A 25,381-nucleotide genomic window follows, 5' to 3' on the forward strand; every position below is an offset into this window, starting at 1 on the left:
GGGTTCTGGGACAACGACATGCTCAAAGCAACAACCGGACTCAGCTCTTGCTGACCTTTTCCTTGCCCGGCGATACGGTCTCGTCGGCGCGGTGCTCGACGGTCCGCTTGTCGTCGGTATCGTCCTCAGCCATGCCCTTCTTGAAGCTCTTGATGCCCTTGGCCATGTCGCCCATCAGCTCCGGCAGCTTGCCGCGGCCGAACAGGAGCAGCACGATGACCAGAACGATCAGCCAGTGCCATATCGATAGTGAACCCATAACAATCTCTCTCGAATGTTTTCCCTCGGCGATGATCTATGCGTTTTCGCTCGGGGATTCAAACACAACCGCAATGAAGTTGGTAAAATGGCTAGCGGATGTCACGCACTTTCAGCGTGAGCGCCTTGCTACGAATCCGCGCAGCCCCTGCTAATAGACCATTCGTATCGGTTTCGCACTCACTCTTCGGTGACGCGCGGCGTGAGCAATCCGAGCTCCTCGAGGTCGATATCGGTCAGCGCATCCTCGTCCTCGGCCAGCGCGTCCGGATCGGCCGGCGGCACAGGCATCGAGAAATTGGACGGCATGCGCGTCGAGAGCAATCCGGCGCCCTTCAGCTCTTCCATGCCGGGCAGGTCGCGGATCTCCTCCAGCGCGAAGTGATCGAGGAAAGCGTCGGTCGTGCCGTAGGTCACGGGACGGCCGGGCGTGCGGCGCCGGCCGCGCATCCTGACCCACTCCGTCTCCAGCAGCGTGTCCAGCGTGCCCTTCGAGGTCTCGACCCCCCTGATATCCTCGATCTCGGCGCGGGTGACCGGCTGATGATAGGCGATGATCGCCAGCACTTCGAGCGCCGCGCGCGAAAGCTTTCTCTGCTGGACCGAGTCCCGGCTCATCAGGAAAGCCAGGTCGCCGGCGGTGCGGAACGCCCAGGCGTCGCCGACCCGCACCAGGTTGACCCCGCGCTTGGCGTAGATTTCCTGCAGATCGGCCATTGCCGCCGCGATGTTGACGCCCTCGGGCAGGCGCGCCGCCAGTTGCCTTTCACTGACCGGCTCGGCACTGGCGAAGATGATCGCCTCGGCCATGCGGACTGCTTCCGACAATTGCAGCCGCTCGGCGGGGTTCTCGATAGAACCCTGCTCGGCCATCTCGGCTTCCGGTTCGACCTTGAACGGGATGACCGAAGCGTTGGCCCGTTCACTCATGATGCCACCTCGACTGCCTTGACCCCTTGTGCGCGGCCGCGCAGATAGATCGGCGCGAAGACCTGATCCTGCCGCACTTCCAGCTTGCCCTCGCGCACCATTTCGAGCGTCGCGGCGAACGAACTGGCGACTGCCGTGCGCCTTTCTTCCGGCGCCGCCAGATACTGGATCAGGAAGCTGTCGAGCGCCGTCCAGTCGCCAATCGTTCCGACCAGCCGTGCCAGCACGTCGCGTGCGTCCTTCAGCGACCATACGGCGCGCCTGGCGATCGTCACGTTGCTGATCGCCTGCCGCTGGCGCTGCTGCGCATAGGCGGTCAGCAGATCGTAGAGCGAGGCCGAATAGGCATTGCGCTTCTCGACGATCACCATTTCCGGCATGCCGCGCGCGAAGACGTCGCGCCCGAGCCGGTTGCGGTTGACCAGCCGCGCAGCGGCATCACGCATCGCCTCCAGCCGCTTCAGCCGGAATTGCAGCACCGCTGCCAGTTCCTCGCCGCTCTCGCCCTCTTCGCCCGGCTGTTTCGGGATCAACAGCTTCGACTTGAGGAAGGCAAGCCATGCCGCCATGACCAGATAGTCGGCCGCGAGCTCCAATCTCAGCGCCCTCACCTTCTCGATGAAGGCCAGATATTGCTCGGCGAGCGCCAGGATCGAGATGCGGGCGAGATCGACCTTCTGGTTGCGCGCCAGATGCAGCAGAAGATCGAGCGGGCCCTCGAAGCCGGCGACATCGACCACGAGCGACGGATCGCCGGTCAGACGTGACTCGTCGTTCTCGGCCCACAGACGGTCCATCGGTGCGGCCTTCGCGGCCTTGCTGTCCAATGTTTCCGCCACTTGCCTTGCTTTCCCTTCGGTTCAGGCCACCGCGTCGAAATAGGTGGCGAATTCCGCGCGTATGGTGCTTTCGTCCGCGACGTCGCGGTCCTTTATATAGGCCAGCGCCCGCTCCGCTCTCGCCAAGGACTTGCCTTCGAGCACCGTCGTACGCGACACGATCCCCGACATTTCCTCGAAAACGCCGTTGCAGTGAAGGACGAGATCGCAGCCCGCCGCAAGGATCGCGGCCGCCTTTGTCGGGAAATCCCCAGAAAGTGCCTTCATCGAGGTGTCGTCGCTCATCAGGAGCCCTTCGAAGCCGATCTCGCCACGGATCACCTCGTTGACGACCTTGGCCGAGGTCGTCGCCGGATTGTCCGGGTCGATCGCGCTGTAGACGACATGCGCCGTCATCGCCATCGGCAGGTGGTTGAGCGCCTTGAACGGGGCGAAATCATGTTGCCGCAACTCGGCGAGCGGCGTGTCGACCGTCGGCAGCGCGAAATGCGTATCGGCAAAGGCGCGGCCGTGGCCGGGAATATGCTTCATGACCGGCAGGACGCCACCCGACATCAGGCCCTCGGCCGAAGCCCGGCCAAGCTCGATCACGGCATTTGGTTCCATACCATAGGCGCGCGCGCCGATGACATCGCTGGCGCCCGCAATGGGCACGTCGAGCACCGGCAGGCAGTCGGCGGTGATGCCGTGGCGCAGCAAATCGAAGGCGTGAAGCCGCGCGAGCAGCCACGCGGCGCGGCGGCCGGCCTCGCGATCGTCGCGCCAAAGCGCGCCGAGCGCTCCGCCTGCAGGATAGTTCGGCGCCAGCGGCGGCCGCAGGCGCTGTACCCTGCCGCCCTCCTGGTCGATGAAGACAGGGGCATCCGGGCGTCCGACGCTCTCGCGCATCGAGGCGACCAGGTCGCGGATCTGCTCGGTCTCGCCGACATTGCGCGCGAACAGGATGAAGCCCCAAGGACGTTCGTCGCCGTAGAAGCGGATTTCATCTTCGGTGAGGGATTTCCCGGCACAGCCGAGGATCATGGATTTTGATTCGGTCATGAATCGAAGCTTAGAGCAATTCCAGGAACAATGTGTAACCGTTTTGCGCCCGGAATTGCGCAAAAACAAGGAGTTATGCGGTTCTGCGTTTCTGCCGGCGCTGAACCGCCCTAAGATTTGCGAAAGCAAAGGGACTGACCCTGACCGCTGCCGCATGAATGCCGATAGCCGTCCACAACGAAAAAGCCGGCGCGGCCTCGCGGCGGCGCCGGCTCTGAACGGTGCTAGATGATCAGCGCGACACGAAGCAGGTGCCGCCGGCCGCCTTGTAGTTGGTGCACAGATTGATCGCGTCGTTGCGCGACTGGGCCGGAACCCGGACGCGGTAGAAAGTGCCCTTGCCGGCGATCTGCGCCTTGACGATGTTGGCTGTGCGTCCGGCAAGCACGCTGCCGTAACGGCGCTGCAGGTCCTGGTAGGTGGACTGGGCGCTTTCAACCGTCGGCTGCGAAGCGATCTGCATCGACCACGAGCCGCCGCCTGCCGCCGCCGGATCGATGGAGGCGACCTGGTCGGGCTTGACCTCGCCCACGATATCGACCGGCTGATCGGACGGACGCGGCGGCGCCACCGGCACCTTCGCCGGCGTGTTGGCGGACTGGACCCTGGCTTCGGTCTTCGCCGCGGCGGCTGGCTTCACCGCGGCGGCAGCGCTTTGGTCATCACCGCCCTGGTCGGCAGCCTGATCGGTTGCCGGCGTGACGGCGCCTGTCGGCTGGGCATCGCCCTGCCCGGCGGAAGCGACGTGCTGCGGCGCCGGATCGGTCGGTTCGGTTGCCGCGACCTGCGGCGCGGGAGCCGGGTCGTCGCGCGGAACTAGCGAGCCGTCAGGCTTCACCATCATGGTCTTCACCTTGCGCGGCGCCACGGCGACGACATCGTTGTTGGTCCCCTTGTCTGCCTCCTGCAGAACCTGGGCGATGCGGTCTTCCGATTTCGGCGCCGGAGCGGCCTGCTGTGGGGTTGCGGGGGCGGCGGCCTGGGCGTCAGCCGGCGCTGGCGCTGCTGCGTCGGGAGCCGGCGCTGCTGCGTCCGGTGCCGGCGCTGCGGCCTCCGGAGCCGGCGCGGCTTCGGCCGGTGCCGGCGCGGCTGCGGCCGGAGCTGCCGTGTCCGGCGCGGGCGCTGCCGCGGCCGCATTGCCGGCTGAGTTGGTGCCAGGTGCGGCGTCGGTGTCGTCAGGCGAAAGGTCGACGATCCGGCTCTGCGGCGGTTCCTTCGACGCCACGTCGATAGGTTCCTCGGTGTTGGTCACCAGTTTCTGCTGCGCCGGTTCGGCGGGCTTGGCCGCCCCACCCTTGGCCACGGCGTCATAGACCTTGTTGTCCTGGTTCGGCACCACGGTGCCGCCCGGGTTTTGCGGCTTGACCTTGATCGGCGAATTGTCCGCCTTCACGATCACGGGCGCTTCGCTGCCGCCCTTGCCGCCAAAGGAGAAGGCGAGAGCGCCGAGACCGCCCGCGACCACAACGGCGCCGACGAGCGCGGCAAGCATCATGCCACGGCTTCGCGGCTTCGCGGCTTCGCGCTCGGCAAAGCCGGGCACAGTCATCGCCTCGTCGAGCTCAGGATCGTAGTCAAGCTCGTCGACGGCGAAGTCGTCCGCCTGCGAGACCGGCCGGCTGCCGGGCAAATCGTCTGCATCGAGTTGGCTTGCAGCTGCGGAATGGGACAGGGTCGCCGGTGCAGCGGCCGTCTCGGCGCGCAACTCGCGGCGGTCGTAGCCGGTCTTGAATCCGGCATTGTGGGAGTCGTCCTCATAGCCTCGGCTCTGCACAGGCGCCTGAGCGATCTCGGTTGCGTTCATCTCGCTAAGCAGGCCGGCAAACTCGGCATCGAGATCGTCATAGGCAGGCGCCGCAGGCTGATCCTCCTCGAAGCTGAGCTCCGGAATGTCGAGGTCGTCGGCCAACGCCACCACGCGCTCCGGCACGTCGACCGTCTCGACATCGGGCATTTCCTCCTGCTGGCGAGACTGCGACGCCGCGGCTGGCTTGGTGTAAGCGGAATAGTCCCTCGCCGGCTCCTCACGATAGGCAGGCGCCGACATCTGCGGCGCCGGGGCCGGCGTGGCGTAACCGGCATAGTCCTTCGCCGGCTCCTCACGATCGGCAGGCGCCGACATCTGCGGCGCCGGGGCCGGCGTGGCGTAACCGGCATAGTCCTTCGCCGGCTCCGCACGATAGGCAGGCGTCAGCATCTGCGGCGCCGGCTTGGCGTATGCGGAATAATCCTTCACCGGTTCGTAGGCAGGGGCCGCGGTTTGCGGCGCCGTAGCCGCAGGCTGCGTGGCATAAGAGGCGTGCACCGGCGCTGCGACCGGGGTCACGCGGCTCCACGACTTTGGCGGTTCGGCAGGCGCGACCGGCGCGTCCATCTCGATGCCCTTGGCGAAGGCGGCGTCGAAAGCCTCGTCATCGAAATCTATGCTGGGTTCGGCATCCTGTTCGGAAGCCGCGCCTTCGAAGCCCTGCCGGTCGAGTTCGCCGGCGAGCAGCCTATCGAGATCGGCATCGGCGGACTGGGCGGTCTGCGTGCCGTAGGCGGGCTCGTTGCGTGCGTCGAGATCCCAATCGAGCTCATCGGCCACGCCAGCCTTCTGGTCGGTGTGGCCAGCCGGCTGAACGACCGACCGCGGTGCCGGTGCGGCGGCCGGAACGGGAGCAACCGGGACCGGCGCCGGGATCGGCCGCGCGGTCATGGCGCCAAGCAGCGCATTGAGTTCGTCTTCCAGGCTGCGCTCGCCTGCGGCCGGCTTAGCCGGCTCGACTGCCGCAACCGGCGGAACCGGTGCCGATACAGAAGGAGCAGGCTCCGCGATTGACGGCTCCGCCGCGGCGACGGGCTCGGCAGCCGGCGCTTCCGATTCCCCAGACGGCACGTTGTCGAAATTGAGTTCGAAATCGTCTCCGAAGACCTCTTCAGCCGCAGCCTCGTGACCGGCGACCGGTTCAGGATCGACAGCCGGGCCTTCCGGCTCCTCGGCAAGCGCGTCACGGAAGCTGAGCTCGAAATCGTCTTCGAAGACCTGATCGGCTACAGCTCCGTGATCGGGTTGGGGATCGAAGGCGGGCTCGGGATCGGCGGCGAAATGCTCGGCCTCGACAGGCGCCTCGAGGGCCGGCGATGGCTCGTCGTCGACCGACAGTTCCTGTTCCAGGATCAGGTGCTGCGGCTGATCGATATCCATGGCGATATCAGCCGTCGACTGCTCAAATTGGGCCTGATCGAAATGGGCCTGATCGAGATGGGCCTGATCAAATGCGGACTGAACGAATTCGGCCTGATCGGACCCACTCTCGTAGTCTTCAGCGGCGATGGGCTGGTCGACAGCGGCGTGAGCCTCGATCGGCTGCACGTCGGCGCCTTCGGGCTGCTCGATATCACGGTCATCGAAGGCCAACTCGTCCTCGAGCGACATCTGGACCGCAGTGTCGAAATCGGCGTCGAACGCCGTCTCGTCCGCAGGCTCAAGGACAGCAGGCTCGACAGCCGCAGGCTCGGCGGCCGCGGCGGCGCTCTCGTCCGTGTCAGGCTGGTCGTCGATCCAGAAGCCCTCATCCAGGGAGGCCGCCATTTCCTGGTCGACGGAAAGGTCGTCCTGCACGGGCGAGACTTCCAACGAACGCGCGACCGCCTTGTCGAAATCATCGTCGAACGCCGTGTCCGCGGCCGGCTCCGGCGCAGGGGGCGTAGCAACAGCGGGCGTGGCAAAATGGGCGTGATCCGCCGCATCGTCAAAGACGAAATCCCGTTCGAGAGAAGCGGCGAGCTCGTCGTCGCTGAGAGTGGCAGCCCAGTAAGCCGGCGCAGCCTGGGCAGGCTGCTGCGCCGCCGGCTCGCTTTCCTCGGCAATGTCGAAGTCGCCCATCAGCTCCTTTTCGAGGTCGATGTCGAAGTCGGCCCCATCGGCAGCCTGGTTCGCGGGCGCAGCCTTTGCGGCCGCCGGCGACTGCGGCCTGACCGGTTGACGCGGATCGAAACCCATGATGCGGGTCAGTTCGGCGAACGGATCGTCGTCGGCGATGTGATTGCTTGCGGCTACTTTCAGCTGGGTTCTGTCTGCCATTATTGTTCCCGAACTCGCACACAGTCGGACGCCATGGACGTCGCGCAGGGTTGGCCCTTACCAGCGCAATGTGGGCAAAAGGTGACAGGCTTTTTAGTCAAACCTAACGCATTTCGGTAGGCGCATCAGCTCCTATCAGCGTCAGGCCGGAGGTCAAAACATCCGAAACAGCCTGCACCAGCCCCAGTCTGGCATACGTCAATTGTGGGTCGTTAACCTTAACAAAACGTAAGTCTGGGTTGTCGGTGCCCCGATTCCAGTGTGCGTGGAAGCTCGACGCCAGATCGTAGAGGTAGAATGCCAGCCGGTGCGGCTCCAGCGCAAGCGCCGCGGATTCGATTAGCCGTGGATATTCAGCGAGTTTCCGGATCAGGCCGATTTCGCCCTCGTCCGTCAGCGACGCAACCGAGGCCACAAGCCGGTCGCGGTCGAAATTCGCTTCGCCCAATTGCTCGCTCGCCTGCCGGAACACCGAGTGGCAGCGCGCCGAAGCGTATTGCACGTAGAACACCGGATTGTCCTTGGACTGCTCGGTGACCTTGGCGAAGTCGAAATCGAGCGGCGCATCATTCTTGCGGTAGAGCATCATGAAGCGGATCGGGTCGCGGCCGACCTCCTCCACCACGTCGCGCAGCGTGACGAAATCCCCTGACCGCTTCGACATGCGGACCGGCTCGCCGTCGCGGAACAGCTTCACCAGTTGGCAGAGCAGGACCGTGAGCTTGACCGTGTCGCCGGCGACCGCTCGAGCCAGCGCTTCGAGCCGCTTGACGTAACCGCCATGGTCGGCGCCGAGCACATAGATGAGATCGACGAAGCCGCGCTCGACCTTGTCCTTGAGATAGGCGACGTCCGCGGCGAAATAGGTGAAAGAGCCTTCCGACTTCACCAGCGCCCGGTCCATGTCGTCGCCGACCGCGGTCGACCGGAACAGCGTCTGCTCGCGGTCTTCCCAGTCGTCCGGCTTCTCGCCTTTCGGCGGCGGCAGCTTGCCTTTGTAGATATGACCCTTCAGCGTCAGGTCGGCGATTGCGGCGCGGATCTTCTTGGCGTTGTCGGCATGCAGCGTGCGTTCGGAGAAGAACACGTCATGATGAACATTGAGCAGCGCCAGATCCTCGCGGATCATCGCCATCATCGCGTCGACCGTGCGATCCTTGACGATCGCCAGCGCTTCGTCTTCCGGCATCTCCAGCAGGCCGAGGCCGAACTGTTCGGCCAGCGCCTGCCCGACGGGTATCAGATAGTCGCCTGGATAAAGGCCTGGCGGAATCTCGCCGACGGCTTCGCCGAGCGCCTCGCGATAGCGCAGCATGGTCGAGCGTCCAAGCACGTCGATCTGCGAGCCGGCATCGTTGATGACATATTCCTTGGTCACATCGTAGCCGGCGAAGGCCATCAGGTTGGCTAAAGTGTCGCCGACGACGGCGCCCCGGCAATGGCCGACATGCATCGGGCCGGTCGGATTGGCCGAGACATACTCGACGTTGGCCTTGCGGCCGCCGCCGATCTTGGAGCGGCCATAGTTGCGGCCCTCGCCGAGCAGCACTGCCAAATGCGCCTGCCAGAAGCCGTCCTTCAGCCGGAGATTGACGAAGCCCGGGCCGGCAACATCGGCGGAAGCGATGTCGGCATCGCTGCGCAGCGCTGCGGTCAGCTGCTCGGCCAGCGCGCGCGGGTTCTGGCCGGTGGGCTTTGCCAGCACCATCGCCGCATTGGTGGCAAGGTCGCCATGACTGGCGTCGCGCGGCGGCTCGACCGCGATGCGCGACAGATCCAGCGCTCCGCCATCCTTGTCCTTCAGATCAAGGGCTTCGACGGCTCTTACGATCCGCGCGTTGAAATCGGCGAAGATATTCATCGGGTATGCTCTGGGCTTTAAGAGGGACCGGCTGCTTGGCCGACAAAAACGTGGCTCGCCCTAGCCCAAATCCGGCGTATGGTCAAACAATCGCCTGTGCTCCTTGAGCGCATAGGTGTCGGTCATTCCGGCCAGGAAATCGGCGACGCTGCGCGCCTTGATGCGATCCTGCGCCCTGTCGAGCCCTTCGCGCCAGCCGTCCGGCATGGCGCGCGGGTCGGCGAAATAGACATCGAACAGGTCGCGGACGATCTGCTCGGCATCCGCCCGCACGCGCATCACTTCGGCATGCCGGTAGAGATGCTTGTAGAGAAAGGCCTTCAGCTCCTTTTCGGCTGCCGCCATCTCGGCCGAGAAGGTGACCATCGTCTCACCCGCGGCCCTCACCGCATCGGCGCTGTCCGGCTTGAGGCGCTCGATATTGTCGGTAGCGGCAGCAATGACATCCTCCACCATCAGCGTGATCTGCCGCCGCATCAGCTCGTGGCCGGTGCGAACGTCGTCGAGTTGCGGGTAGCGGGCGCGCACGCCACTCAGGATCGAGCCCGGCAGGCCGACGTCTTCCAGCATGTCCAGCGTCAGCAGGCCGGCACGCAGGCCGTCGTCGATGTCATGCGTGTTGTAGGCGATATCGTCGGCGATCGCGGCACACTGCGCCTCGATGCCGGCGAAGCGGTCGAGCTCGAGGTCGTGCAGTGCGGAATAGTCGCGGATCGCCTGCGGCACGGCGCCCTTGAGCCCCTTCCCGCTTGCATTGGTAAGCGGCCCGTTATGCTTGACCAGCCCTTCCAGCGTCTCCCAGCTGAGGTTCAACCCGTCGAACTCGGCGTAGCGCCGCTCGAGCCGGGTGACGACGCGCAGCGACTGCGCGTTGTGATCGAAGCCGCCCCAGCCGGCCATCTTTTCGTTCAGCGCCTCCTCGCCGGTATGGCCGAAAGGCGTGTGACCGAAATCGTGCACCAAGGCCACTGCCTCCGCCAGATCCTCGTCGCCGCGCAGCGCGCGTGCCAGGGCGCGGGCAATCTGCGCCACCTCGATCGAATGCGTCAGCCGGGTGCGGTAGTGATCGCCCTCATGCGCAATGAACACCTGCGTCTTGTGCTTCAGCCGGCGGAAGGCGGTGGAATGGATGATGCGGTCGCGGTCACGCTGGAATGGCGTCCGGGTCGGGCTTTCCGGCTCATCGAACAGGCGGCCGCGCGAGCGCGCCGGATCGCTCGCGTAAACGGCGCGCGGCCGGTAGCCGAAACCGATATCGCCGAGAGCACCCTTGCCCATTCGCCCACCAGTTGACTTGCCCCCCTCAGCTTCATACCTATCATGGGAAACCGAAAGCAAGGTGACGCCGATGGGCGCGGATGCCAAGACTGCCATGAAGGTCGAGATGACCGAAGCGGCCGCGAAGCGGATCGCCAGGATTCTGGCCGGCGAGCCGGGCAAGAATGCCTTGCGCGTTTCCGTCGAAGGCGGCGGCTGCTCCGGCTTCTCCTACAGGTTCGATCTCGTCGGTAGTCGCAACGACGACGACGTAGCCATCGAGAAGGATGGCGCCACGATCCTCATCGACGACCTCTCGCTGGTCTATATGGGCGGCTCGGTGATCGATTTCGTCGATGACCTTATGGGTCAGTCTTTCCAGATTCGAAACCCGAACGCTGTCGCCTCCTGTGGCTGCGGCACCAGCTTCTCCGTCTAGCGGGCCGCCATGCCCACGGTAGGCGCGGTCCGTCAGGTCGCGCTGTCGGCTGGGCGCGATCTCGATAGAACGCTGGCTTTCTGGCACGATGTGCTCGGCATGAGCGTGCATGCGCGCTACGATCCGCCGGGCATCGCCTTCATCATCGCGGGCGGCGTGCGGCTGTTCTTTGGCGACGGCGTGCCCCCTGGCACCGTCTATCTCGATATTGCCGGCCTCGAGGCCTTCCATGCCGAGGCGAAAGCAGCCGGTGTTCCTTTCACCGCGTCGCCGGCGCTGGTCCATCGCGACACCGAGGGCCGGTTCGGTCCGGCGGGGGAAAGCGAATGGATGGCCTTTCTAAAGGATCCGGCAGGCAATACGATCGGCCTCGTCGAGCGCCTTGCGCCGGAAGAACATTGAGGTCCGCATGAAGATCGTCACCTGGAACATCAACGGCGTTCGCGCCCGCATCGGCAACCTCACCCACTGGCTGACCGAGAGCGCGCCGGACATCGTGTGCCTGCAGGAGATCAAGACCGTCGACGACCAGTTCCCGCGGGCCGAGATCGAGGCGCTGGGCTATAATGTCGAGACCAACGGCCAAAAGAGCTTCAACGGCGTCGCTCTCCTGTCGAAGCTGCCCTTCGACGAGGTCAATCGCGGTTTGCCTGGCGACGATGCCGACGACCACGCGCGCTTCATCGAAGGCGTCTTCTCGACCGATAAGGGCGCGCTGCGGGTCGCCTCCCTCTATCTGCCGAACGGCAACCCAGTCGATGACGAGCGGAAGTTTTCCTACAAGCTGTCATGGATGGCGAGGCTAGAGCGCTGGGCGGAAGAGCGGCTGAGGCTCGAGGAAGCGCTGGTGCTGGCCGGGGACTACAACGTCATCCCCGAGCCCGCCGACGCCAGGTTCCCCGAAAACTGGCGCAGTGACGCGCTATTCCAGCCTCAGACGCGGCAGGCCTTCCGGCGCCTGAAGAATCTCGGGTTCACGGAGGCCGTGCGCGCCGTGACCGATTCGCCGGATGTCTATACTTTCTGGGACTATCAGGCCGGCGCCTGGCAGAAGAACAACGGCATCCGCATCGACCATCTGTTGCTGTCTCCCGAAGCCGCTAACCGCTTCTCGTCGGCCTCGGTTGAAAAGCACGTCCGCGCCTGGGAAAAACCTTCCGACCACGTGCCGGTGGCCATCGATCTGCGCTTGCAGCCGGCCTGAAGGCGCTGCTTGCGGACTCTTGCCGAACCCTGATGTCGCCACAAATCGTGTGTCTGATGCGGGATTGTTGCGGGGTTCGATGGCGATCCGATTTGTTCTTTGCCCGGTCGGCCTTGCGCTGGCATTTGCCGCGCCGGCGCTCGCGGCGCCGGAGTGTCTTGCCAACGGCAAATCGTTCAAGCTCGGTGAGACGGCCTGCCTGACCATTGCCGGCGAAAGTCACCTCGCCCGCTGCGACATGGTTCTCAACAACACGTCCTGGACGAAGGTCCAGGACGACTGCCCCGGCGAGAATCAGGCGCCGAAACTGCACCCGACCTCAATCACGGCGCCGACGGAACCTACCGAAAATTGAAGCCGAAGCTGCGGCCTACTGGTCGCCGTTGTTGCCCTTGGTCAGGATGTCGTCGGCGAGCGAAATCGCCGTGCGACGGTCGGCTTCGCCAGCCGCGGCGAAGGCCTCTTCCTGCATGCTGCGGATCCAGGGCTGATCCGCCGGCGGGGCACGCTCCAAGGCAGCCGTCATCATCGCCAGGCCGCGCACGATCTTGCCGCTCTGGAACAACAGATTGCCGAGCGTCGCCTGCGCGCCGGCATGGCCTTTTTCGGCCGCGAGTTGCAGCCAGCGCCCGGCCTGCTTGACGCTGGCCTTCACGCCGCCCTCACCTTTGAGGAACATCTGACCGATCTCGAACTGCGCGTTCGGGTTGCGGTAGTTGGCGGCGGCGCGCATGTAGTATTCCTGCGCCGCAACCTCGTTCTCCTCGACCGGGCTGCCGGGGATACCTTTGCGCAGATAGTCGCCGAGCGCGACAAGCGCGTCGGAGACATAGCTTTCCTCGGGCGAGCCGGGCTCGACATCCTGATCGACGATCTCGGAGAAGAACTTGAAGGCCGCATAGTCGTCGCGGGCCACGCCGTCGCCCTGGGCATACATGCGCGCAAGCTTCCAGGTGGCGCCGATCTGGCCGTTCTCGGCGGCATATTTATAGGCCTCGACCGCTTGGTCCTTGTGGCCGTTCTTGTAGGCGGAGAAGCCGAACTGGAACACCGCCCACGGGCTCGACTGCGGCTTGACCCCGGTCTTGTCGTCGAACACCTTGTCGTCGAAGGCCATGACCTGCCCGACGGCGCCCAAGGTCGCCACCGCGACCAGTGCCGGCAAGACAAATGACCTCAACACCTCAAATGTCCGCATAGCAGTGTGTTTCTTTTGCGCCGCCCGGATGGGTGACCGCGCCGTCGCGGGCCGACCCTACGGTCTGCGCATATTTCCAGATCGCGCCGGACTGATAGTCGGTCTTGCGCGCCTTCCATTTCTTGGCCCGGGCCGCGAGTTCGGCATCCGACAGCGCCACCTCGATCGTGCCATTAACGGCATCGATAGAGATCACGTCGCCATTCTTGATGAGCCCGATCGGCCCGCCGACCGCCGCCTCCGGCCCGACATGGCCGATGCAGAAACCACGTGTAGCACCGGAAAAACGGCCGTCGGTGATCAGCGCCACTTTGCCGCCCATGCCCTGGCCGTAGAGCGCTGCCGTCGTCGACAGCATCTCCCGCATGCCCGGACCGCCGCGCGGCCCCTCGTAGCGGATGACGAGAACCTCGCCCTCCCGGTAATTGCGCTGCGTGACCGCTTCGAAGCACTCCTCTTCCGAATCGAAGCAGCGCGCCGGGCCTGAGAATTTCAGCTCCGACATGCCGGCGATCTTCACGATCGCGCCTTCGGGGGCGAGGTTGCCCTTCAAGCCCACAACGCCGCCTGTCTTGGTGATTGGCCGATTGGCGGGACGCACAACATCCTGGCTCTCATTCCAGGCAACGTGCTCCATGTTTTCGGCCAAAGTGCGGCCAGTGACCGTCATGCAGTCGCCGTGAAGATAGCCGTGGTCGAGCAGCGTCTTCATCAAGAGCGGAATGCCGCCGGCCTCGAACATGTCCTTGGCGACATATTTGCCGCCGGGCTTGAGGTCGGCGATATAGGGCGTCTTTTCGAAGATCGCCGCCACGTCGAAGAGGTCGAACTTGATACCCGCCTCATGCGCGATCGCCGGCAGATGCAGTGCCGCGTTGGTCGAGCCGCCGGTGGCCGACACGACCGTCGCGGCATTCTCCAAAGCCTTGCGGGTAACGATGTCGCGCGGCCGGATGTTTTTCGCGATCAGCTCCATGACCTTTTCGCCGGAAGCGAAATTGAACCGGTCGCGCATTTCGTAGGGCGCAGGCGCGCCGCAGGAATAGGGCAAGGCCAGCCCGATCGCCTCGGCGACCGTGGCCATGGTGTTGGCGGTGAACTGGGCGCCGCACGACCCTGCCGACGGACAGGCGGCCTGCTCGATCTCGAGCAGCTCGGCATCGGAGATCGTGCCGACCGAATGCTGCCCGACCGCCTCGAACACATCCTGCACGGTGATCTGCCTTCCGCGGTAGCTGCCGGGCAGGATCGAACCGCCATAAATGAAGATCGACGGCACGTTGAGCCGCACCATCGCCATCATCATGCCGGGCAGCGACTTGTCGCAGCCGGCAAGCCCGACCAGCGCGTCATAGCAATGGCCACGCATGGTGAGCTCGACTGAATCGGCGATCACCTCGCGCGACACCAGGGACGACTTCATGCCCTGGTGGCCCATGGCGATACCGTCCGTGACTGTGATGGTGCAGAATTCGCGCGGCGTGCCATTGGCGGCCGCGACGCCCTTCTTCACCACCTGCGCCTGGCGCATCAGCGAGATGTTGCAGGGAGCGGCCTCGTTCCAGCAGCTGGCGACGCCGACCAGCGGCTGCGCGATCTCGGCCGCCGACAGTCCCATGGCGTAGAGGTATGAACGATGCGGCGCGCGCGCCGGACCTTCGGTCACGTAGCGGCTGGGCAGCTTGGCCTTGGAGATTGCCTTGGCGTCCATCGTCGTCCTTGCCGCACACCCCGCGGCCGGTCCCATCGCCGAGCCAACCTGGCACGCATCCCGAGACCTATTCGAGTTGCTCCGGGTTTATGGCGGGAAATGGGCAGTCCCCTCGGCGACGCTCTTAGCGCGGGGCTTGTTCATAAACTGTTGCTGAAACGTCACAATCGTCTGAAGCGCCGGCTGTGCAGCTAATTTGCAACACAGGATCGGCCAACCAGCCTAGGCCTTTGATTGCCCAATAGAAAAAGGCCGGGCGGTGCCCGGCCTTCTTCGCGGAATTGCGGGAGCGGCTTAGAACTTGATCTTTATGCCACCCGAGATCGCCGTGACCAGATCGTTGCCAAAGTCGTAGCTGACGTCGGTGCCAGCCTGATAGCCATTTTCCCCGGTCACCACTCCCGAATGGCCGCTCGTCATCACGCCGATCGCACCAGCTAGACGAACTTCGATATTGGGCTTCGGTGTATAGGCGACGCCGCCACCCAGCGTCCAGGTATCCGTCTGAGAGCCGTAGCCATGCGAGGTCCCGCGGTCCCAACTGAGCTGACCGGCAGCGCTCCACTGCTCATTGAATTTATGGCCGATGCCGCCGGAAACCGTCCACCCGTCGCGATACATCAGGTCAAGCGAAGTTACTTGACCCGGCCCGTTGGTAAAGCACGCCGCCGCAGGAGCAATCGTTGGGCAAATCGGCACACTTTGCAGCACGCTCCAGTTGACCCATTTGATCGAGCCGAAGGCAAGCCAACCAGGAGCAATGCCCGACTGCATCTTTAATTCCAGAGTGTCAGGCATGCTCTGCGTCGGAGAATAAATCGGCGTTGGGAACCCGCCGACGGTCAGCGTGCCGGATATATTGTCAAGTTTTACTTGCGAGTTGTAAACGAGACTGGCGCGCAACGCGATATCAGGAATTTCGTACGCAATGCCCGCACGCCAACCCCAGCCACTGCTATCCAAATCCACGCGACCGAGTGTGGTCCCCAGAAGCGGATTTGCGTAGCTCTCCTTGAAGCCGTAAACCTCTTGGTAGAATACACCACCGATAAACCGGATCTGGCCCTTGCCGGCATCCATTTTATAGGAGCAGGTCGCAGCGTAATTGTTGCTCTTGATATCGGTTTCAATGTTTGAGTATGAGCCGTTCCAGATGCCAGGCGCAGTATGCGCCCCCCAAGGCTGCGAATAGTCAACCATGCAGTCCACGCCCTGGACGATCTGAGCCTTCGCGCCGATCCGCGGAACCCAGTAGTTCTCGCTGTCGTTCGCTGTGCTGCTGACTGTGAGTCCGGCACCGCTGGTATCGACCGCGTTCTTGAGCTTGCGATCCGGCATCACATAGGTAGCTTCCGCTTCCGTCGCGAACGGCGCCGGGTCGAACAGCAGGTCGATGTCGTAGCCGCCGCGCTCCAAGCCGCCGGCATGCGCCGGGTGCATCGCCGATCCGATCAAAGCCAGCGAGAAGCACCCTGCCCCCAGCAGTGCTTTGAGCCGCAAAACGTTCATGGAAATCCCTCCCCGAAACACGAAGTGGGGCAAGCTAGAACCAATTCCGGTTAACGGCGCAACCACGAATTCGTGAGCTGTACATGTACACCTTGACAGCTCGTATTTTGGCCATGGTCATCGGCCGCCAATTGAGCCCTAAACGCGGCTCACTCGGCATCGGAGCGAGAGAAAAAATTGCAAAAACGGTCCGAAACAGCTCAAAAACAGGCCTTTTTGAACGGAATAGGCCCGATTGTTACATTACGGCAACAATGGGGCCAAAACTTTCCGTTTACGTCAAGATTAACGCAGCGGCAGGCCCGTATCCGAGTGAAATGACGCATCGGAAACCCGCGCGCCAGCGGAGCCGAATCTTGTCGTTCAGCCGGCGTCGCGCACCCTGGTTAAGGCGACCGAAAGCTTTTCTTGCGCCTCGCGATATTCGGCGAGCTTTTCGCGCTCTGCCTCGACCACCTCCTGCGGCGCGTTGGCGACGAACTTCTCGTTGGAAAGCTTCTTGTGCAGGCGGGCGATCTCCTCGGTCACCTTGGCCAGTTCCTTCTGCAGCCGCGTTGCTTCGGCCTGAAGGTCGATCAGGCTGCCGAGCGGCAGACAGACGGTTGCCTCGTTGAGAACGATCTGGGCCGAGCCTTTCGGCGGCGCATCGACCAGCGCGATGTCGCCGACGCGCGCCAGCCGCTTGATGGCCTGGGCGTGGCGCTCCAGTCTTTCCTGTGTAAGGGCATTGGCGCCGATCACCGTCAGCGGCGCGATCGCCGCCGGCGGCACGTTCATTTCCGAGCGCACCGAGCGAATGCCGGAGACGAGCTCGACCAGCCAGTTGATGTCGGCGGCAGCCTCGTCATCCTCGAAATCGGGCGCGGGCCAGGCGGCGTGGCAAAGCAGGGAGGTGCGTACCTTCCCCTCGCCTGCGGTCTGCGCCCACAGCTCCTCGGTCATGAACGGCATCATCGGGTGCAGCAGCTTGTAGATCTCGTCCAGCACGAAGGCGACACAGGCCCGGCTCTCCGCCTTGGCCGCCTCGTCCGTGCCCATGAACACCGGCTTAAGCAGTTCCAGATACCAGTCGCAGAACAAGTTCCAGACGAAGCGATAGGCGGCGCCCGCCGCCTCGTTGAAGCGGTAGGTGGTGATGCCCTCCGTGATCGCCCGCGCCGCCCGCGTCAGCTCGGTCAGGATCCAGCGGTTGACCGCGAGCTTGGCGTCGTGCAGCCAGAAATCGTCGTTCCTGGCGACCTCGTTCATTTCGGCGAAGCGCGTGGCGTTCCAGAGCTTGGTCCCGAAATTGCGGTATCCGGCGATACGCGCCGGGTCGAGCTTCACGTCGCGCCCCTGCGCTGCCATCACGGTCAAGGTGAAGCGCAGCGCGTCGGCGCCATACTCGTCGATCAGTTCGAGCGGGTCGATGACGTTGCCTTTCGACTTCGACATCTTCTGCCCGTTCTTGTCGCGCACCAGCGCATGAACATAGACCGTGTGGAACGGCTCCTCGTTCATGAAATGCAGGCCCATCATCATCATCCGGGCCACCCAGAAGAAGATGATGTCGAAGCCGGTCACCAGCACGTCGGTCTGGTAGTAGGTCTTCAGCTCCGGCGTCTGGTCAGGCCAGCCGAGCGTCGAGAACGGCCACAGCGCCGAGGAGAACCAGGTGTCGAGAACGTCCTCGTCGCGCGTCAGGATCTCGCCCGGCTTGAAATTTTCAAGCTTGTCCTCAACCCAGGCCTTCCACGGGCCTTCCAGCGCCAAATAATATTCGACCGCCGCGGCCAGCGCCTCCTCTTCGGTCTTCTCGACGAAGACGCGTCCGTCCGGCCCGTACCAGGCCGGAATCTGGTGCCCCCACCACAGCTGCCGCGAGATGCACCAGGGCTGGATGTTCTCCATCCAGTCGTAATAGGTCTTCTCCCAGTTCTTCGGCACGAAGTTCGTGCGGCCCTCGCGCACAGAGGCAATGGCCGGCTTGGCGAGCTCCGCCGCGTTGACGTACCACTGGTCGGTGAGGAACGGCTCGATCGGCACGCCGCCGCGATCGCCATGCGGCACCGTGTGGCGATGCGGCTCGACCTTTTCCAGGAACCCGCCGGTTTCCATCAGCTCGACGATCTTCTTGCGCGCCACGAAGCGATCCAGCCCGTCGAGCTCATCCCAGACGGCCTGGCGCAGCGGCGTCACTTCAAGACCGGCAAGGAATTCCTCGTTATCCTTGAGCTTGATGTAGGCTTCGACGGTCAGGATGTTGATCGCCGGCAGCTTGTGGCGCTTGCCGACCTCAAAGTCGTTGAAGTCATGCGCTGGGGTGATCTTGACCGCGCCGGAACCCTTTTCCGGATCCGAATACTCATCCGCCACAACCGGTATCCTGCGGCCGACGATCGGCAGGATGACGTTCTTGCCGACCAGATCGCGAAACCGCTCGTCGTCGGGGTGAACCGCCACCGCCGTGTCGCCCAGCATGGTTTCCGGGCGTGTCGTGGCGACGGTGATGAACGTCTTCGGATTCTCGGGATCGAACGCCAGGCCTTCGACCGGGTAGCGGAAATGCCAGAGATTGCCGTTGACCTCATGCTGCTCGACCTCGAGGTCGGAAATGGCCGTCAACAGCTTCGGATCCCAGTTCACAAGCCGCTTGTCCTTGTAGATCAGCCCCTGCTTGTAGAGGGTGACGAACACCTCCAGCACCGCCTTGGACAGACCCTCGTCCATGGTGAAGCGCTCTCGGCCCCAGTCGGCCGAGGCACCGAGCCGCCTCAGCTGATTGAAGATCGCGCCGCCGGATTCGGCTTTCCACTCCCAGACCTTTTCGATGAACTCCTCGCGCGTCAGGTCGCGGCGATGGATCTGCCTCTCCATCAGCTGCCGCTCGACCACCATTTGCGTGGCGATGCCGGCATGATCCATGCCCGGCTGCCACAGCACATTTTTGCCACGCATGCGCTCAAACCGCACCAGGATATCCTGCAGCGTGTTGTTGAGCGCGTGCCCCATATGCAGCGAGCCCGTAACGTTCGGCGGCGGGATGACGATGGCGAAGGCTTCCGCCCCTTCCTCTGCGCCGGCGCCGGCGCGGAACGCATCGGCCTCTTCCCAGATTTTGGCGATCTTCGGCTCGACGGTCTTGGCGTCGTAGGTTTTATCAAGCATGGAGGAAGTCCGAACTGTCGGGAACAAGCGTCCGGTGTAAATCGGAAGCTCTTGGCCGAGTCAACCGCGAGAAGGATGGGCCCGCCTTGCCCAGATAGGCTTGCGGCGATCTGCGGCAAGCCCATGACTCATCGCAAGACAAATCGCGCGGCCGCATTTTCGCGGAAACAAAAAGCACCGCCCGACGGCGGCGCTTTTACGCTGAAAGCCCAGACGAAATCACTGCGCGCCGCGCGCCACGCGCTCGATTTCCTCGCGCACCAGCCGTTCGACCAGTGTCGGCAGGTTGTTGTCGAGCCAGTCCTGCAGCATCGGCCGCAGCATCTCCTCGGCCATCTCGTCGAAGCTCTTCTTGCTGCGGCTGGCGAAGGCATCGGAAAGCTCGCCGAAGGCCGCCGCGACCTGACGGCCCGCATGCTTGGACAGGATTGCCGGCCGGGCTGGCGGCAGGTCGGCCGAGGATGGCGCCGAAACGTTGTCGGGCGCCGCGGTTTCGGTGGTTGGCGCGGCAAGATCCTCCTCGTCGATCTTGACTTCGGGCGCCACTTCCGGAGTTGCTACCTTCGCCTTGACGGAGTTTCCGCCAACGGCGGCGATCTCGCGCCGCCAATCGGCGACGATGGTATCGGCACTTTGCGGCACGCTCTCCGCTGCCCTCGCGACCGCCGGGGTGTCCGGCTCGGCGGCTACCCTGGCCCCGACTTCCGCCAGGGTGGTGGGAGCGGGCGCGGTCTTCACCGGTTCAGGGCCGGTCTCGGCGATCGTCGGATCGGACGCCGCAAGCTGGGACTGTATCTCCGCCAAACTCACCGGCTTGCTGGGAGCGGATCCGGCGTTGAGCTCGGAACGGAAGGGGTCAAGGTCGGCCGTCTGCGCCGCCGGCGTCGGCCGGAGGTCCTGGCGAACGTCACCGTTGTCCGCCGCCGGTTGCTTGCGGCCGGTATCGCTGTCCTCGATGATCCTTCGGATGGAAGCAAGTATCTCTTCCATGGAAGGTTCGCGCTGCGCGCTGCTCGCTGTCGCCATCGTCACATCCGCCGCCTTTGTGACTTGTTCAAGATTTCCATTCCGCCAAGACCGGAATTCGAATCAATGCGGACAGCGTAACCGACCGATCGTCATCCGAGAATCCCCAATCTGGGGAGACGTTGGATTTCAACAGATTAGCTCGCTACGCCGCCGGCAGCCGACCGTCTGGTTCCAATGCAAAAGCGCCGCGCATCCATTGGACACGCGGCGCTTTTGGAAATGCCAAAGGTTCAGCGGCCGTCCGGCGTGCGCAGCCCGATCCACTTGTCCTTAACGGCGTTGTAGTGCTCTTGCGGGTTGTATTTCGTGACCGCCAGGCCGAGTTGGCCGGCGGACAGGCGGCCAATCGCCGACAGGATGGCGTAGCTCGCCACGACGACATCGCGCTCGGAGCTCGCCTGGTTGATCTTGGCGGTGATGACGGCGTTCTGCGCGTTGAGCACGTCGAGCGTCGTGCGCTGGCCGACATTGCGTTCCTCGATGACGCCGTTGAGCGCCAGTTGCGCGGCGGCGATCACCTGCCTGTTGGCATCCACGCTTTCGCGCGCGGCGGTGTATTGCGTCCACGCCGAAGCCACGGCCTGGCGCACCTGGTCGCGGCTGACGTCGACCTCGATGCGGGCCTGGCTGAGCGATTCCTTCGATTGGCGGACCAGCGCAGAGGTGCGCCCGCCCGAATAGATCGGCACGGTAAGCGTTGCACCGATATTGGCCGAATTGGTCGTTCCTTCGGAACCCGCCGATGCAAAAACGCCGGGCGAGGTGTTGCGATACTGGCTCGAAATCCCGGCGCTGGCGGAAAGCTGCGGCAATAGCGCCCCTTCGGCCGACTTAACCGAAAAGGCCGCGGCGTCGACGAGATGCTCGGTGGCAAGGATGGCCGGATGCTCCGCGGCGGCAATGGTGAAGGCCGAATCGAGGCTTCCAGGCAGCAGCTTTCCAACCGGCGCGGCCGCCTTGAGCTTGCCCGGCTCGTCGCCGACGATCTGGTGGTAGGTCGCAGCGCTTGCCAGCGCCGTCGCGCGAGCGCTGGCGAGTTGCGCCACCGCGGTCGCCCGCGAGGCATCGGCCTGTGCGACGTCGGTGCGGGTGCCCTCTCCGACCTCGAAGCGCGACCGCGCGGCGCGCGCCTGCTCGGTCAGGAATTGCAGGTTCTGTGCGGTCAGGACCGCGATCTGGCGATCACGAATCACATCCATGTAGGCGCTTGCCGCGTTGAACAGGATGTTCTCTTCGGTGTTGCGGAGACTTTCTTGCGAGGCCCTGACCTGCGCTTCGGCGGCGGCGACATTGTTCTTGGTTTGAAAGCCGTCGAACAGCGTCTGATCGATCTCAACCCCGAAATTGCCCGTAGTGATATTTAAGGTTTGACCCAGATTGTTGTTGCGGCTGCTCGTGTAGTCGATGCTTGCCGATCCCCTGATCGTCGGCCGGTAGCCGGACTTGGCGATGGCAACCCCCTCGTCGGTGACACGGGTGCCCGCGCGGGCGGAATTCAGCTGGGAATTGTATTGATAGGCTTTGGCGAGCGCGCCGGTGATGGTTTCGGCGGATGCTGCCAGCGGCGAAAGCGCGGTCGCCGAAACAAGTATGGCTGATAGAAAAGTCTTGTGTAGGGGCGGCACGTATTATCCCTCATTCGTTTGCATGGGAACCACGCCGCGCACCTTTTCCTTCCGGATCAGCTAGCGCCGCGTGTTTATCGTCCCCCGCTGACAGCCCCCGAAAATGCACGTGAAGCAAATCAGCAACGATTGTTCAAGCGCAAGCGATCATGACAGCGCCTTCGCTGCAAGGCAAAACCGCTCAAAATTCGAACGCATGAGCACGTTCGAACCCCGGTAGTGGCTTAATTGCCGCATTAAATGCGCGTCTGCCGGTTACAACCCCCCCGGCCTTGACAAAAAGATGCGCAACGCCAGAGTTGCCCTGCCCCTCGACCACAACCAGCCGTCCGTCCTCGCCGAGCTGGCCGAGCAATGCCGCGGGCACCTCCTCGACGCTGCCGCCGATGAAGATGACGTCATAGGGTGCCGCGGCGGCATGACCCTGCGGTAACGGCCCGATCACTACGGTGGTGTTCTGGCAATCCAGTGCCGAAAGGGTCGACTTCGCCGCTTCGGCAAGCGCCGGGTCGCTTTCGAGCGCGACCACCGATTTTGCGATTCGGGAAAGCAGCGCGGCCGAATAGCCGGTGCCGCAGCCGACATCGAGCACCGAATCGGTGTCGCTGATTTCGGCCAGTTGCAAAAGCTTGGCGAGCGGTGACGGTTCCATCAGGTAGCGGGCACCGCCGCCACTGACGCCATCGGTGATGCGGATGTCCTCGTCGATATAGGCAAGGTCCCGCTGCCCGGCGCCGACAAAAGCCTCGCGCGGCACGGAAAGCATCGCTTCGATCAGCGGCGCGCTGGTCACATCGGTGGTGCGGATCTGGCCATCGACCATCTTCACGCGGCGTTCGGAGAAATCAGCGTTCATGTCCCAACCAACCCGCTTCCCGCGCCCAATTCGCTGCCCGCGCCCGATCCGATTTCCAGGCAAATGACGCGGGCCAATTCGACCGGAACCTAGCGCCCCGGCGCGACAGCGCCGGAGCCCGGGCATTGGAGGCCTCGCCCGGAATCGAACCGGGGTGCAAGGATTTGCAGTCCTCTGCGTAACCACTCCGCCACGAGGCCTTCCATGCTCCCGGCGTTCCGGGGCAACTCAATATGTTGGCGGTGAAAGGTCGTCAAGCACCGGCAAGTCATTCCCGATGCTTTCCCATTCCTCATCGAAGGCAGTGGTTGCCGATTGCTTGCGGCCGATCCCGATGGTGTCGCCGGCACCTGCTGGACTCTCTCCCTGCAAAGCTCTCAATCCGGCCGGCGGCGGCGTTCCCACCAGACCACGAAGCGGCGCCTGTGACGACGCACCAGTGCGAATTCGTAGGACAGGACCAGCAGGCCGATCGGAACCATCCAGAAACCGAGAATCGGCAGAAAGCCCAGAATCCCGCCGATTGTGAGCAGCACGCCGATTGCGATCCGCAATCCCCGCGAGCGCGGCATGGAGAAGTCGCGGCCGAAGACCGTGATCTTGCGCGCCGGCGGGTTATCGTCGTCAGTTGCCGTCATTTAAAGCCAGATCCCATCTGCGCGGCCGATGTCATAAATACCAAAGGACGACCAGCCGCATTGTTCCATGCCGGTGTCAAGCCGCTCATATGTGGGCACGCCGAAGCGATGCCACAAATCGCCGCACGAAAAACTGCAGAAAAATTGCGAATTGCTGCTTTGCAAAGCCGAAAGGTGTTTGCTATAGGCTGCGCCACTCACGTCAGAGCCTCCGTTCCCCGGTAGCTCAGTGGTAGAGCAACCGGCTGTTAACCGGTTGGTCGCTGGTTCGAATCCGGCCCGGGGAGCCAATTGCCATTGTTTCATTTGATTGAATGAACTTCCGATTCTGCAAGCGCGCGGCGCTGGATCCGGCAGCATGCGGCAACGGTCAAGCCCGGCCGGGTCAGCCTGAGATAATTTCGTAGTGAAGGATTTCGGCGTCGCCGAGGGACGATCTGCGTCCAGGCGAGATAACGCCGGAGCCGAAGAGAAGAATATCTTCGCGGCGCACGAATACCTCATGGTCGGGTCCCATCGACACAAATGTGCCCGACGAGCTTCGCTCGATAAGGACGGCCTTGCCATTCGAAAGGGTGAAGGTTGCGTGGTGCCTTGAGACCCAGGGCCGCTGGATGACGATGTTGCATTCCGGGGATCGGCCGATCGTCACCAATTCGTTGTTTCGGCAGGATCGCAACTGATCTCCATAGCGGATGACCAGATTGATCTGCCGCGGCGGGGCGGAGCGTCTCTCGATAACCGTGCCCCGGCTGATGATTTGCGTACTGAGGGCCCGATCCTCGCTCCCCAGGGTATAGACATCGAAGAGTTCTTGCTTTCCCTTGAAAGCCATTTTGTCGAGGAGCCGCAGGGCACTGCGGCTATCCGCGCAAAGGGCTTCGAAGAAGCTCTGGCTGATCAGCACCTCCCCGGGGTTGGCCGTGGTGGACAACCTTGCGGTGACATTGATAACGTCTCCGAATACCGCGCCCCGCGCGCGAATGACCGCCCCGAAATGCAATCCGATCCGGGCGTGCAACGGCCCTTTCGTCAGTTCGCTGCTGATTTGGAAGACGGCCCTCAGCGCCGCCTCCGAACTATCGAACAGGCTGAGCACGTCATCGCCCTTCGAGTAAATGAAGTCACCGCCGTGCCGGGCGACGATCTCGCGTATCGCGTCGAGGCAATCCGAGATCTGCTGCAGAGCTGCATCGTCGCCGATGCGCTCATAGAGCGGCGTGCTGCCCACGACATCAGCTAGGAGGACTGCGGCCAGAAGTCTTTCCTGATCCATCGGCTCGTATCCGACCACGAACGCGACGTATATAGCATAACTCACCCTGCTTACCCGCCTGGGAGCCGGGCGCTGTGGCGAGACCACCTTCCACGGACAACCCGGCCTTGTTGCCGCCCCGGCAACTGCACAAGACTTTCCACGGCTATGACCAAGGCTGCCAAGCGCACGTTGAAGCGCAAGCGGGCGATGCGGTCCGGAACAGCATTCCGAAAGCGACGATGAGGATAGCGACGAATAGGCGCGGCATACGGGCCGGTTCAGGGTAATGCTGAGCGGCGCCCGTGAGACGAACGGGTGGAGTGTATCATTTTAATACAATCCTCAATTTGTAGACTCCTGCCATGCATCGGCAGCTAGTGTTCTCCGTCCAGGCTAGTGGAGGGAAGCCGCGGACCGGGAGGAAAAAGATGTCCATCCAAAAGGAAGACTATCGCACGAACCGAGCCGACTATGCCTTTGCCGCGAAAGGCCAATCGGCCGTCGATGTGGGCCGC

Annotated in this window: 21 protein-coding genes and 2 tRNA genes; 5 read left to right on the forward strand and 18 right to left on the reverse strand. The window is 63.6% G+C overall.

Annotation, left to right across the window (positions count from 1 at the left end; all coding sequences use genetic code 11):
• Nucleotides 1–40 precede the first annotated feature (40 nt).
• The 7 genes from CK221_RS16065 to CK221_RS16095 all read right to left on the reverse strand — a co-directional run bounded on the left by CK221_RS16065 (nt 41) and on the right by CK221_RS16095 (nt 10,273).
• Complete coding sequence (locus CK221_RS16065) at nt 41–259, reverse strand: twin-arginine translocase TatA/TatE family subunit (RefSeq protein ID WP_066999984.1); 219 nt, start codon at nt 257–259, stop codon at nt 41–43.
• Between the two features lie 179 nt (nt 260–438).
• Nucleotides 439–1,188 (reverse strand): SMC-Scp complex subunit ScpB, encoded by a 750-nt coding sequence (scpB, locus tag CK221_RS16070; protein ID WP_066999981.1) that lies wholly within the window; start codon nt 1,186–1,188, stop codon nt 439–441.
• Nucleotides 1,185–1,985: a ScpA family protein gene (locus CK221_RS16075; protein WP_067000872.1), complete on the reverse strand. Its 801-nt coding sequence runs from the start codon at nt 1,983–1,985 to the stop codon at nt 1,185–1,187. Before CK221_RS16075 ends, scpB begins: the two co-directional genes overlap by 4 nt.
• Before the next feature lie 63 nt (nt 1,986–2,048).
• Nucleotides 2,049–3,068: a beta-N-acetylhexosaminidase gene (nagZ, locus tag CK221_RS16080; protein WP_095778426.1), complete on the reverse strand. Its 1,020-nt coding sequence runs from the start codon at nt 3,066–3,068 to the stop codon at nt 2,049–2,051.
• 232 nt (nt 3,069–3,300) lie between these two features.
• Nucleotides 3,301–7,134, reverse strand: a complete 3,834-nt coding sequence (locus CK221_RS16085) for an SPOR domain-containing protein (protein ID WP_095778427.1) — start codon at nt 7,132–7,134, stop codon at nt 3,301–3,303.
• A 103-nt stretch (nt 7,135–7,237) separates the two neighbouring features.
• A complete protein-coding gene (gene argS, locus CK221_RS16090) occupies nt 7,238–8,995 on the reverse strand; it encodes an arginine--tRNA ligase (RefSeq protein WP_095778428.1) in 1,758 nt (585 codons plus the stop codon).
• 60 nt (nt 8,996–9,055) lie between these two features.
• On the reverse strand, nt 9,056–10,273 hold the full coding sequence (locus CK221_RS16095; RefSeq protein WP_095778429.1) for a deoxyguanosinetriphosphate triphosphohydrolase: 1,218 nt from the start codon (nt 10,271–10,273) through the stop codon (nt 9,056–9,058).
• A gap of 70 nt (nt 10,274–10,343) precedes the next feature.
• Between CK221_RS16095 and erpA the strand changes: the two genes are divergently transcribed.
• The 4 genes from erpA (at nt 10,344) to CK221_RS16115 (ending at nt 12,250) form a co-directional block, all read left to right on the forward strand.
• Nucleotides 10,344–10,691 carry an iron-sulfur cluster insertion protein ErpA gene (gene erpA / locus CK221_RS16100; RefSeq protein WP_095778430.1) on the forward strand — a complete coding sequence of 116 codons (348 nt, stop codon included), beginning with the start codon at nt 10,344–10,346 and terminating at the stop codon, nt 10,689–10,691.
• A gap of 9 nt (nt 10,692–10,700) precedes the next feature.
• Nucleotides 10,701–11,093, forward strand: a complete 393-nt coding sequence (locus CK221_RS16105) for a VOC family protein (protein WP_095778431.1) — start codon at nt 10,701–10,703, stop codon at nt 11,091–11,093.
• A 7-nt stretch (nt 11,094–11,100) separates the two neighbouring features.
• Nucleotides 11,101–11,895: an exodeoxyribonuclease III gene (xth, locus tag CK221_RS16110; protein WP_067329529.1), complete on the forward strand. Its 795-nt coding sequence runs from the start codon at nt 11,101–11,103 to the stop codon at nt 11,893–11,895.
• Between the two features lie 79 nt (nt 11,896–11,974).
• The gene (locus CK221_RS16115; protein WP_066999955.1) at nt 11,975–12,250 is read left to right on the forward strand and encodes a hypothetical protein; all 276 of its coding nucleotides are present in this window, start codon (nt 11,975–11,977) and stop codon (nt 12,248–12,250) included.
• 15 nt (nt 12,251–12,265) lie between these two features.
• Here the strand turns inward: CK221_RS16115 and CK221_RS16120 are convergent, their stop codons facing one another.
• The 10 genes from CK221_RS16120 to CK221_RS29820 form a co-directional block, all read right to left on the reverse strand.
• The gene (locus CK221_RS16120) at nt 12,266–13,093 is read right to left on the reverse strand and encodes a tetratricopeptide repeat protein (RefSeq protein ID WP_066999951.1); all 828 of its coding nucleotides are present in this window, start codon (nt 13,091–13,093) and stop codon (nt 12,266–12,268) included.
• Nucleotides 13,080–14,804 carry a dihydroxy-acid dehydratase gene (gene ilvD, locus CK221_RS16125; RefSeq protein WP_095778432.1) on the reverse strand — a complete coding sequence of 575 codons (1,725 nt, stop codon included), beginning with the start codon at nt 14,802–14,804 and terminating at the stop codon, nt 13,080–13,082. The genes CK221_RS16120 and ilvD overlap by 14 nt, the downstream gene beginning before the upstream one ends.
• A 294-nt stretch (nt 14,805–15,098) precedes the next feature.
• Nucleotides 15,099–16,313 (reverse strand): OmpP1/FadL family transporter, encoded by a 1,215-nt coding sequence (locus tag CK221_RS16130; RefSeq protein ID WP_095778433.1) that lies wholly within the window; start codon nt 16,311–16,313, stop codon nt 15,099–15,101.
• A gap of 363 nt (nt 16,314–16,676) precedes the next feature.
• Nucleotides 16,677–19,460 carry a valine--tRNA ligase gene (locus CK221_RS16135; RefSeq protein ID WP_095778434.1) on the reverse strand — a complete coding sequence of 928 codons (2,784 nt, stop codon included), beginning with the start codon at nt 19,458–19,460 and terminating at the stop codon, nt 16,677–16,679.
• 219 nt (nt 19,461–19,679) lie between these two features.
• Nucleotides 19,680–20,486 (reverse strand): PopZ family protein, encoded by an 807-nt coding sequence (locus CK221_RS16140; RefSeq protein ID WP_095778435.1) that lies wholly within the window; start codon nt 20,484–20,486, stop codon nt 19,680–19,682.
• 233 nt (nt 20,487–20,719) lie between these two features.
• The gene (locus CK221_RS16145) at nt 20,720–22,114 is read right to left on the reverse strand and encodes a TolC family outer membrane protein (RefSeq protein ID WP_095778436.1); all 1,395 of its coding nucleotides are present in this window, start codon (nt 22,112–22,114) and stop codon (nt 20,720–20,722) included.
• 181 nt (nt 22,115–22,295) lie between these two features.
• Nucleotides 22,296–22,970: a protein-L-isoaspartate O-methyltransferase gene (locus CK221_RS16150; RefSeq protein ID WP_095778437.1), complete on the reverse strand. Its 675-nt coding sequence runs from the start codon at nt 22,968–22,970 to the stop codon at nt 22,296–22,298.
• Between the two features lie 126 nt (nt 22,971–23,096).
• Nucleotides 23,097–23,170: transfer RNA gene (locus CK221_RS16155), tRNA-Cys, on the reverse strand.
• A gap of 177 nt (nt 23,171–23,347) precedes the next feature.
• Nucleotides 23,348–23,608: a hypothetical protein gene (locus CK221_RS16160; RefSeq protein WP_066999931.1), complete on the reverse strand. Its 261-nt coding sequence runs from the start codon at nt 23,606–23,608 to the stop codon at nt 23,348–23,350.
• Nucleotides 23,609–23,809, reverse strand: coding sequence for a hypothetical protein (locus tag CK221_RS29820; protein WP_095780750.1), 201 nt, complete (start codon nt 23,807–23,809; stop codon nt 23,609–23,611). It abuts the gene before it with no gap.
• 14 nt (nt 23,810–23,823) lie between these two features.
• On the opposite strand from CK221_RS29820, the gene CK221_RS16165 reads away from it, so the two are divergent.
• A tRNA-Asn gene (locus tag CK221_RS16165) sits at nt 23,824–23,898 on the forward strand.
• A gap of 95 nt (nt 23,899–23,993) precedes the next feature.
• On the opposite strand, the gene CK221_RS16170 is transcribed toward CK221_RS16165, so the two are convergent.
• On the reverse strand, nt 23,994–24,884 hold the full coding sequence (locus CK221_RS16170; RefSeq protein WP_143749056.1) for an FHA domain-containing protein: 891 nt from the start codon (nt 24,882–24,884) through the stop codon (nt 23,994–23,996).
• Nucleotides 24,885–25,381: the final 497 nt, after the last annotated feature.

The organism is Mesorhizobium sp. WSM3868 (assembly GCF_002294785.1).
Lineage (GTDB): Bacteria > Pseudomonadota > Alphaproteobacteria > Rhizobiales > Rhizobiaceae > Mesorhizobium.

What these genes read in the sequence shown, in the direction of transcription:
- erpA (WP_095778430.1), top strand. Translation starts at nt 10,344, where the DNA reads ATGGGCGCGGATGCCAAGACTGCCATGAAGGTCGAGATGACCGAAGCG.
- CK221_RS16105 (WP_095778431.1), top strand. Translation starts at nt 10,701, where the DNA reads ATGCCCACGGTAGGCGCGGTCCGTCAGGTCGCGCTGTCGGCTGGGCGC.
- CK221_RS16085 (WP_095778427.1), bottom strand. Translation starts at nt 7,134, where the DNA reads ATGGCAGACAGAACCCAGCTGAAAGTAGCCGCAAGCAATCACATCGCC.
- ilvD (WP_095778432.1), bottom strand. Translation starts at nt 14,804, where the DNA reads ATGGACGCCAAGGCAATCTCCAAGGCCAAGCTGCCCAGCCGCTACGTG.
- CK221_RS16065 (WP_066999984.1), bottom strand. Translation starts at nt 259, where the DNA reads ATGGGTTCACTATCGATATGGCACTGGCTGATCGTTCTGGTCATCGTG.
- nagZ (WP_095778426.1), bottom strand. Translation starts at nt 3,068, where the DNA reads ATGACCGAATCAAAATCCATGATCCTCGGCTGTGCCGGGAAATCCCTC.
- xth (WP_067329529.1), top strand. Translation starts at nt 11,101, where the DNA reads ATGAAGATCGTCACCTGGAACATCAACGGCGTTCGCGCCCGCATCGGC.
- CK221_RS16160 (WP_066999931.1), bottom strand. Translation starts at nt 23,608, where the DNA reads ATGACGGCAACTGACGACGATAACCCGCCGGCGCGCAAGATCACGGTC.
- CK221_RS16095 (WP_095778429.1), bottom strand. Translation starts at nt 10,273, where the DNA reads ATGGGCAAGGGTGCTCTCGGCGATATCGGTTTCGGCTACCGGCCGCGC.
- CK221_RS16140 (WP_095778435.1), bottom strand. Translation starts at nt 20,486, where the DNA reads ATGGCGACAGCGAGCAGCGCGCAGCGCGAACCTTCCATGGAAGAGATA.
- CK221_RS16135 (WP_095778434.1), bottom strand. Translation starts at nt 19,460, where the DNA reads ATGCTTGATAAAACCTACGACGCCAAGACCGTCGAGCCGAAGATCGCC.
- scpB (WP_066999981.1), bottom strand. Translation starts at nt 1,188, where the DNA reads ATGAGTGAACGGGCCAACGCTTCGGTCATCCCGTTCAAGGTCGAACCG.
- argS (WP_095778428.1), bottom strand. Translation starts at nt 8,995, where the DNA reads ATGAATATCTTCGCCGATTTCAACGCGCGGATCGTAAGAGCCGTCGAA.
- CK221_RS16170 (WP_143749056.1), bottom strand. Translation starts at nt 24,884, where the DNA reads ATGGATCAGGAAAGACTTCTGGCCGCAGTCCTCCTAGCTGATGTCGTG.
- CK221_RS16115 (WP_066999955.1), top strand. Translation starts at nt 11,975, where the DNA reads ATGGCGATCCGATTTGTTCTTTGCCCGGTCGGCCTTGCGCTGGCATTT.
- CK221_RS16130 (WP_095778433.1), bottom strand. Translation starts at nt 16,313, where the DNA reads ATGAACGTTTTGCGGCTCAAAGCACTGCTGGGGGCAGGGTGCTTCTCG.
- CK221_RS16120 (WP_066999951.1), bottom strand. Translation starts at nt 13,093, where the DNA reads ATGCGGACATTTGAGGTGTTGAGGTCATTTGTCTTGCCGGCACTGGTC.
- CK221_RS16150 (WP_095778437.1), bottom strand. Translation starts at nt 22,970, where the DNA reads ATGAACGCTGATTTCTCCGAACGCCGCGTGAAGATGGTCGATGGCCAG.
- CK221_RS16075 (WP_067000872.1), bottom strand. Translation starts at nt 1,985, where the DNA reads ATGGACCGTCTGTGGGCCGAGAACGACGAGTCACGTCTGACCGGCGAT.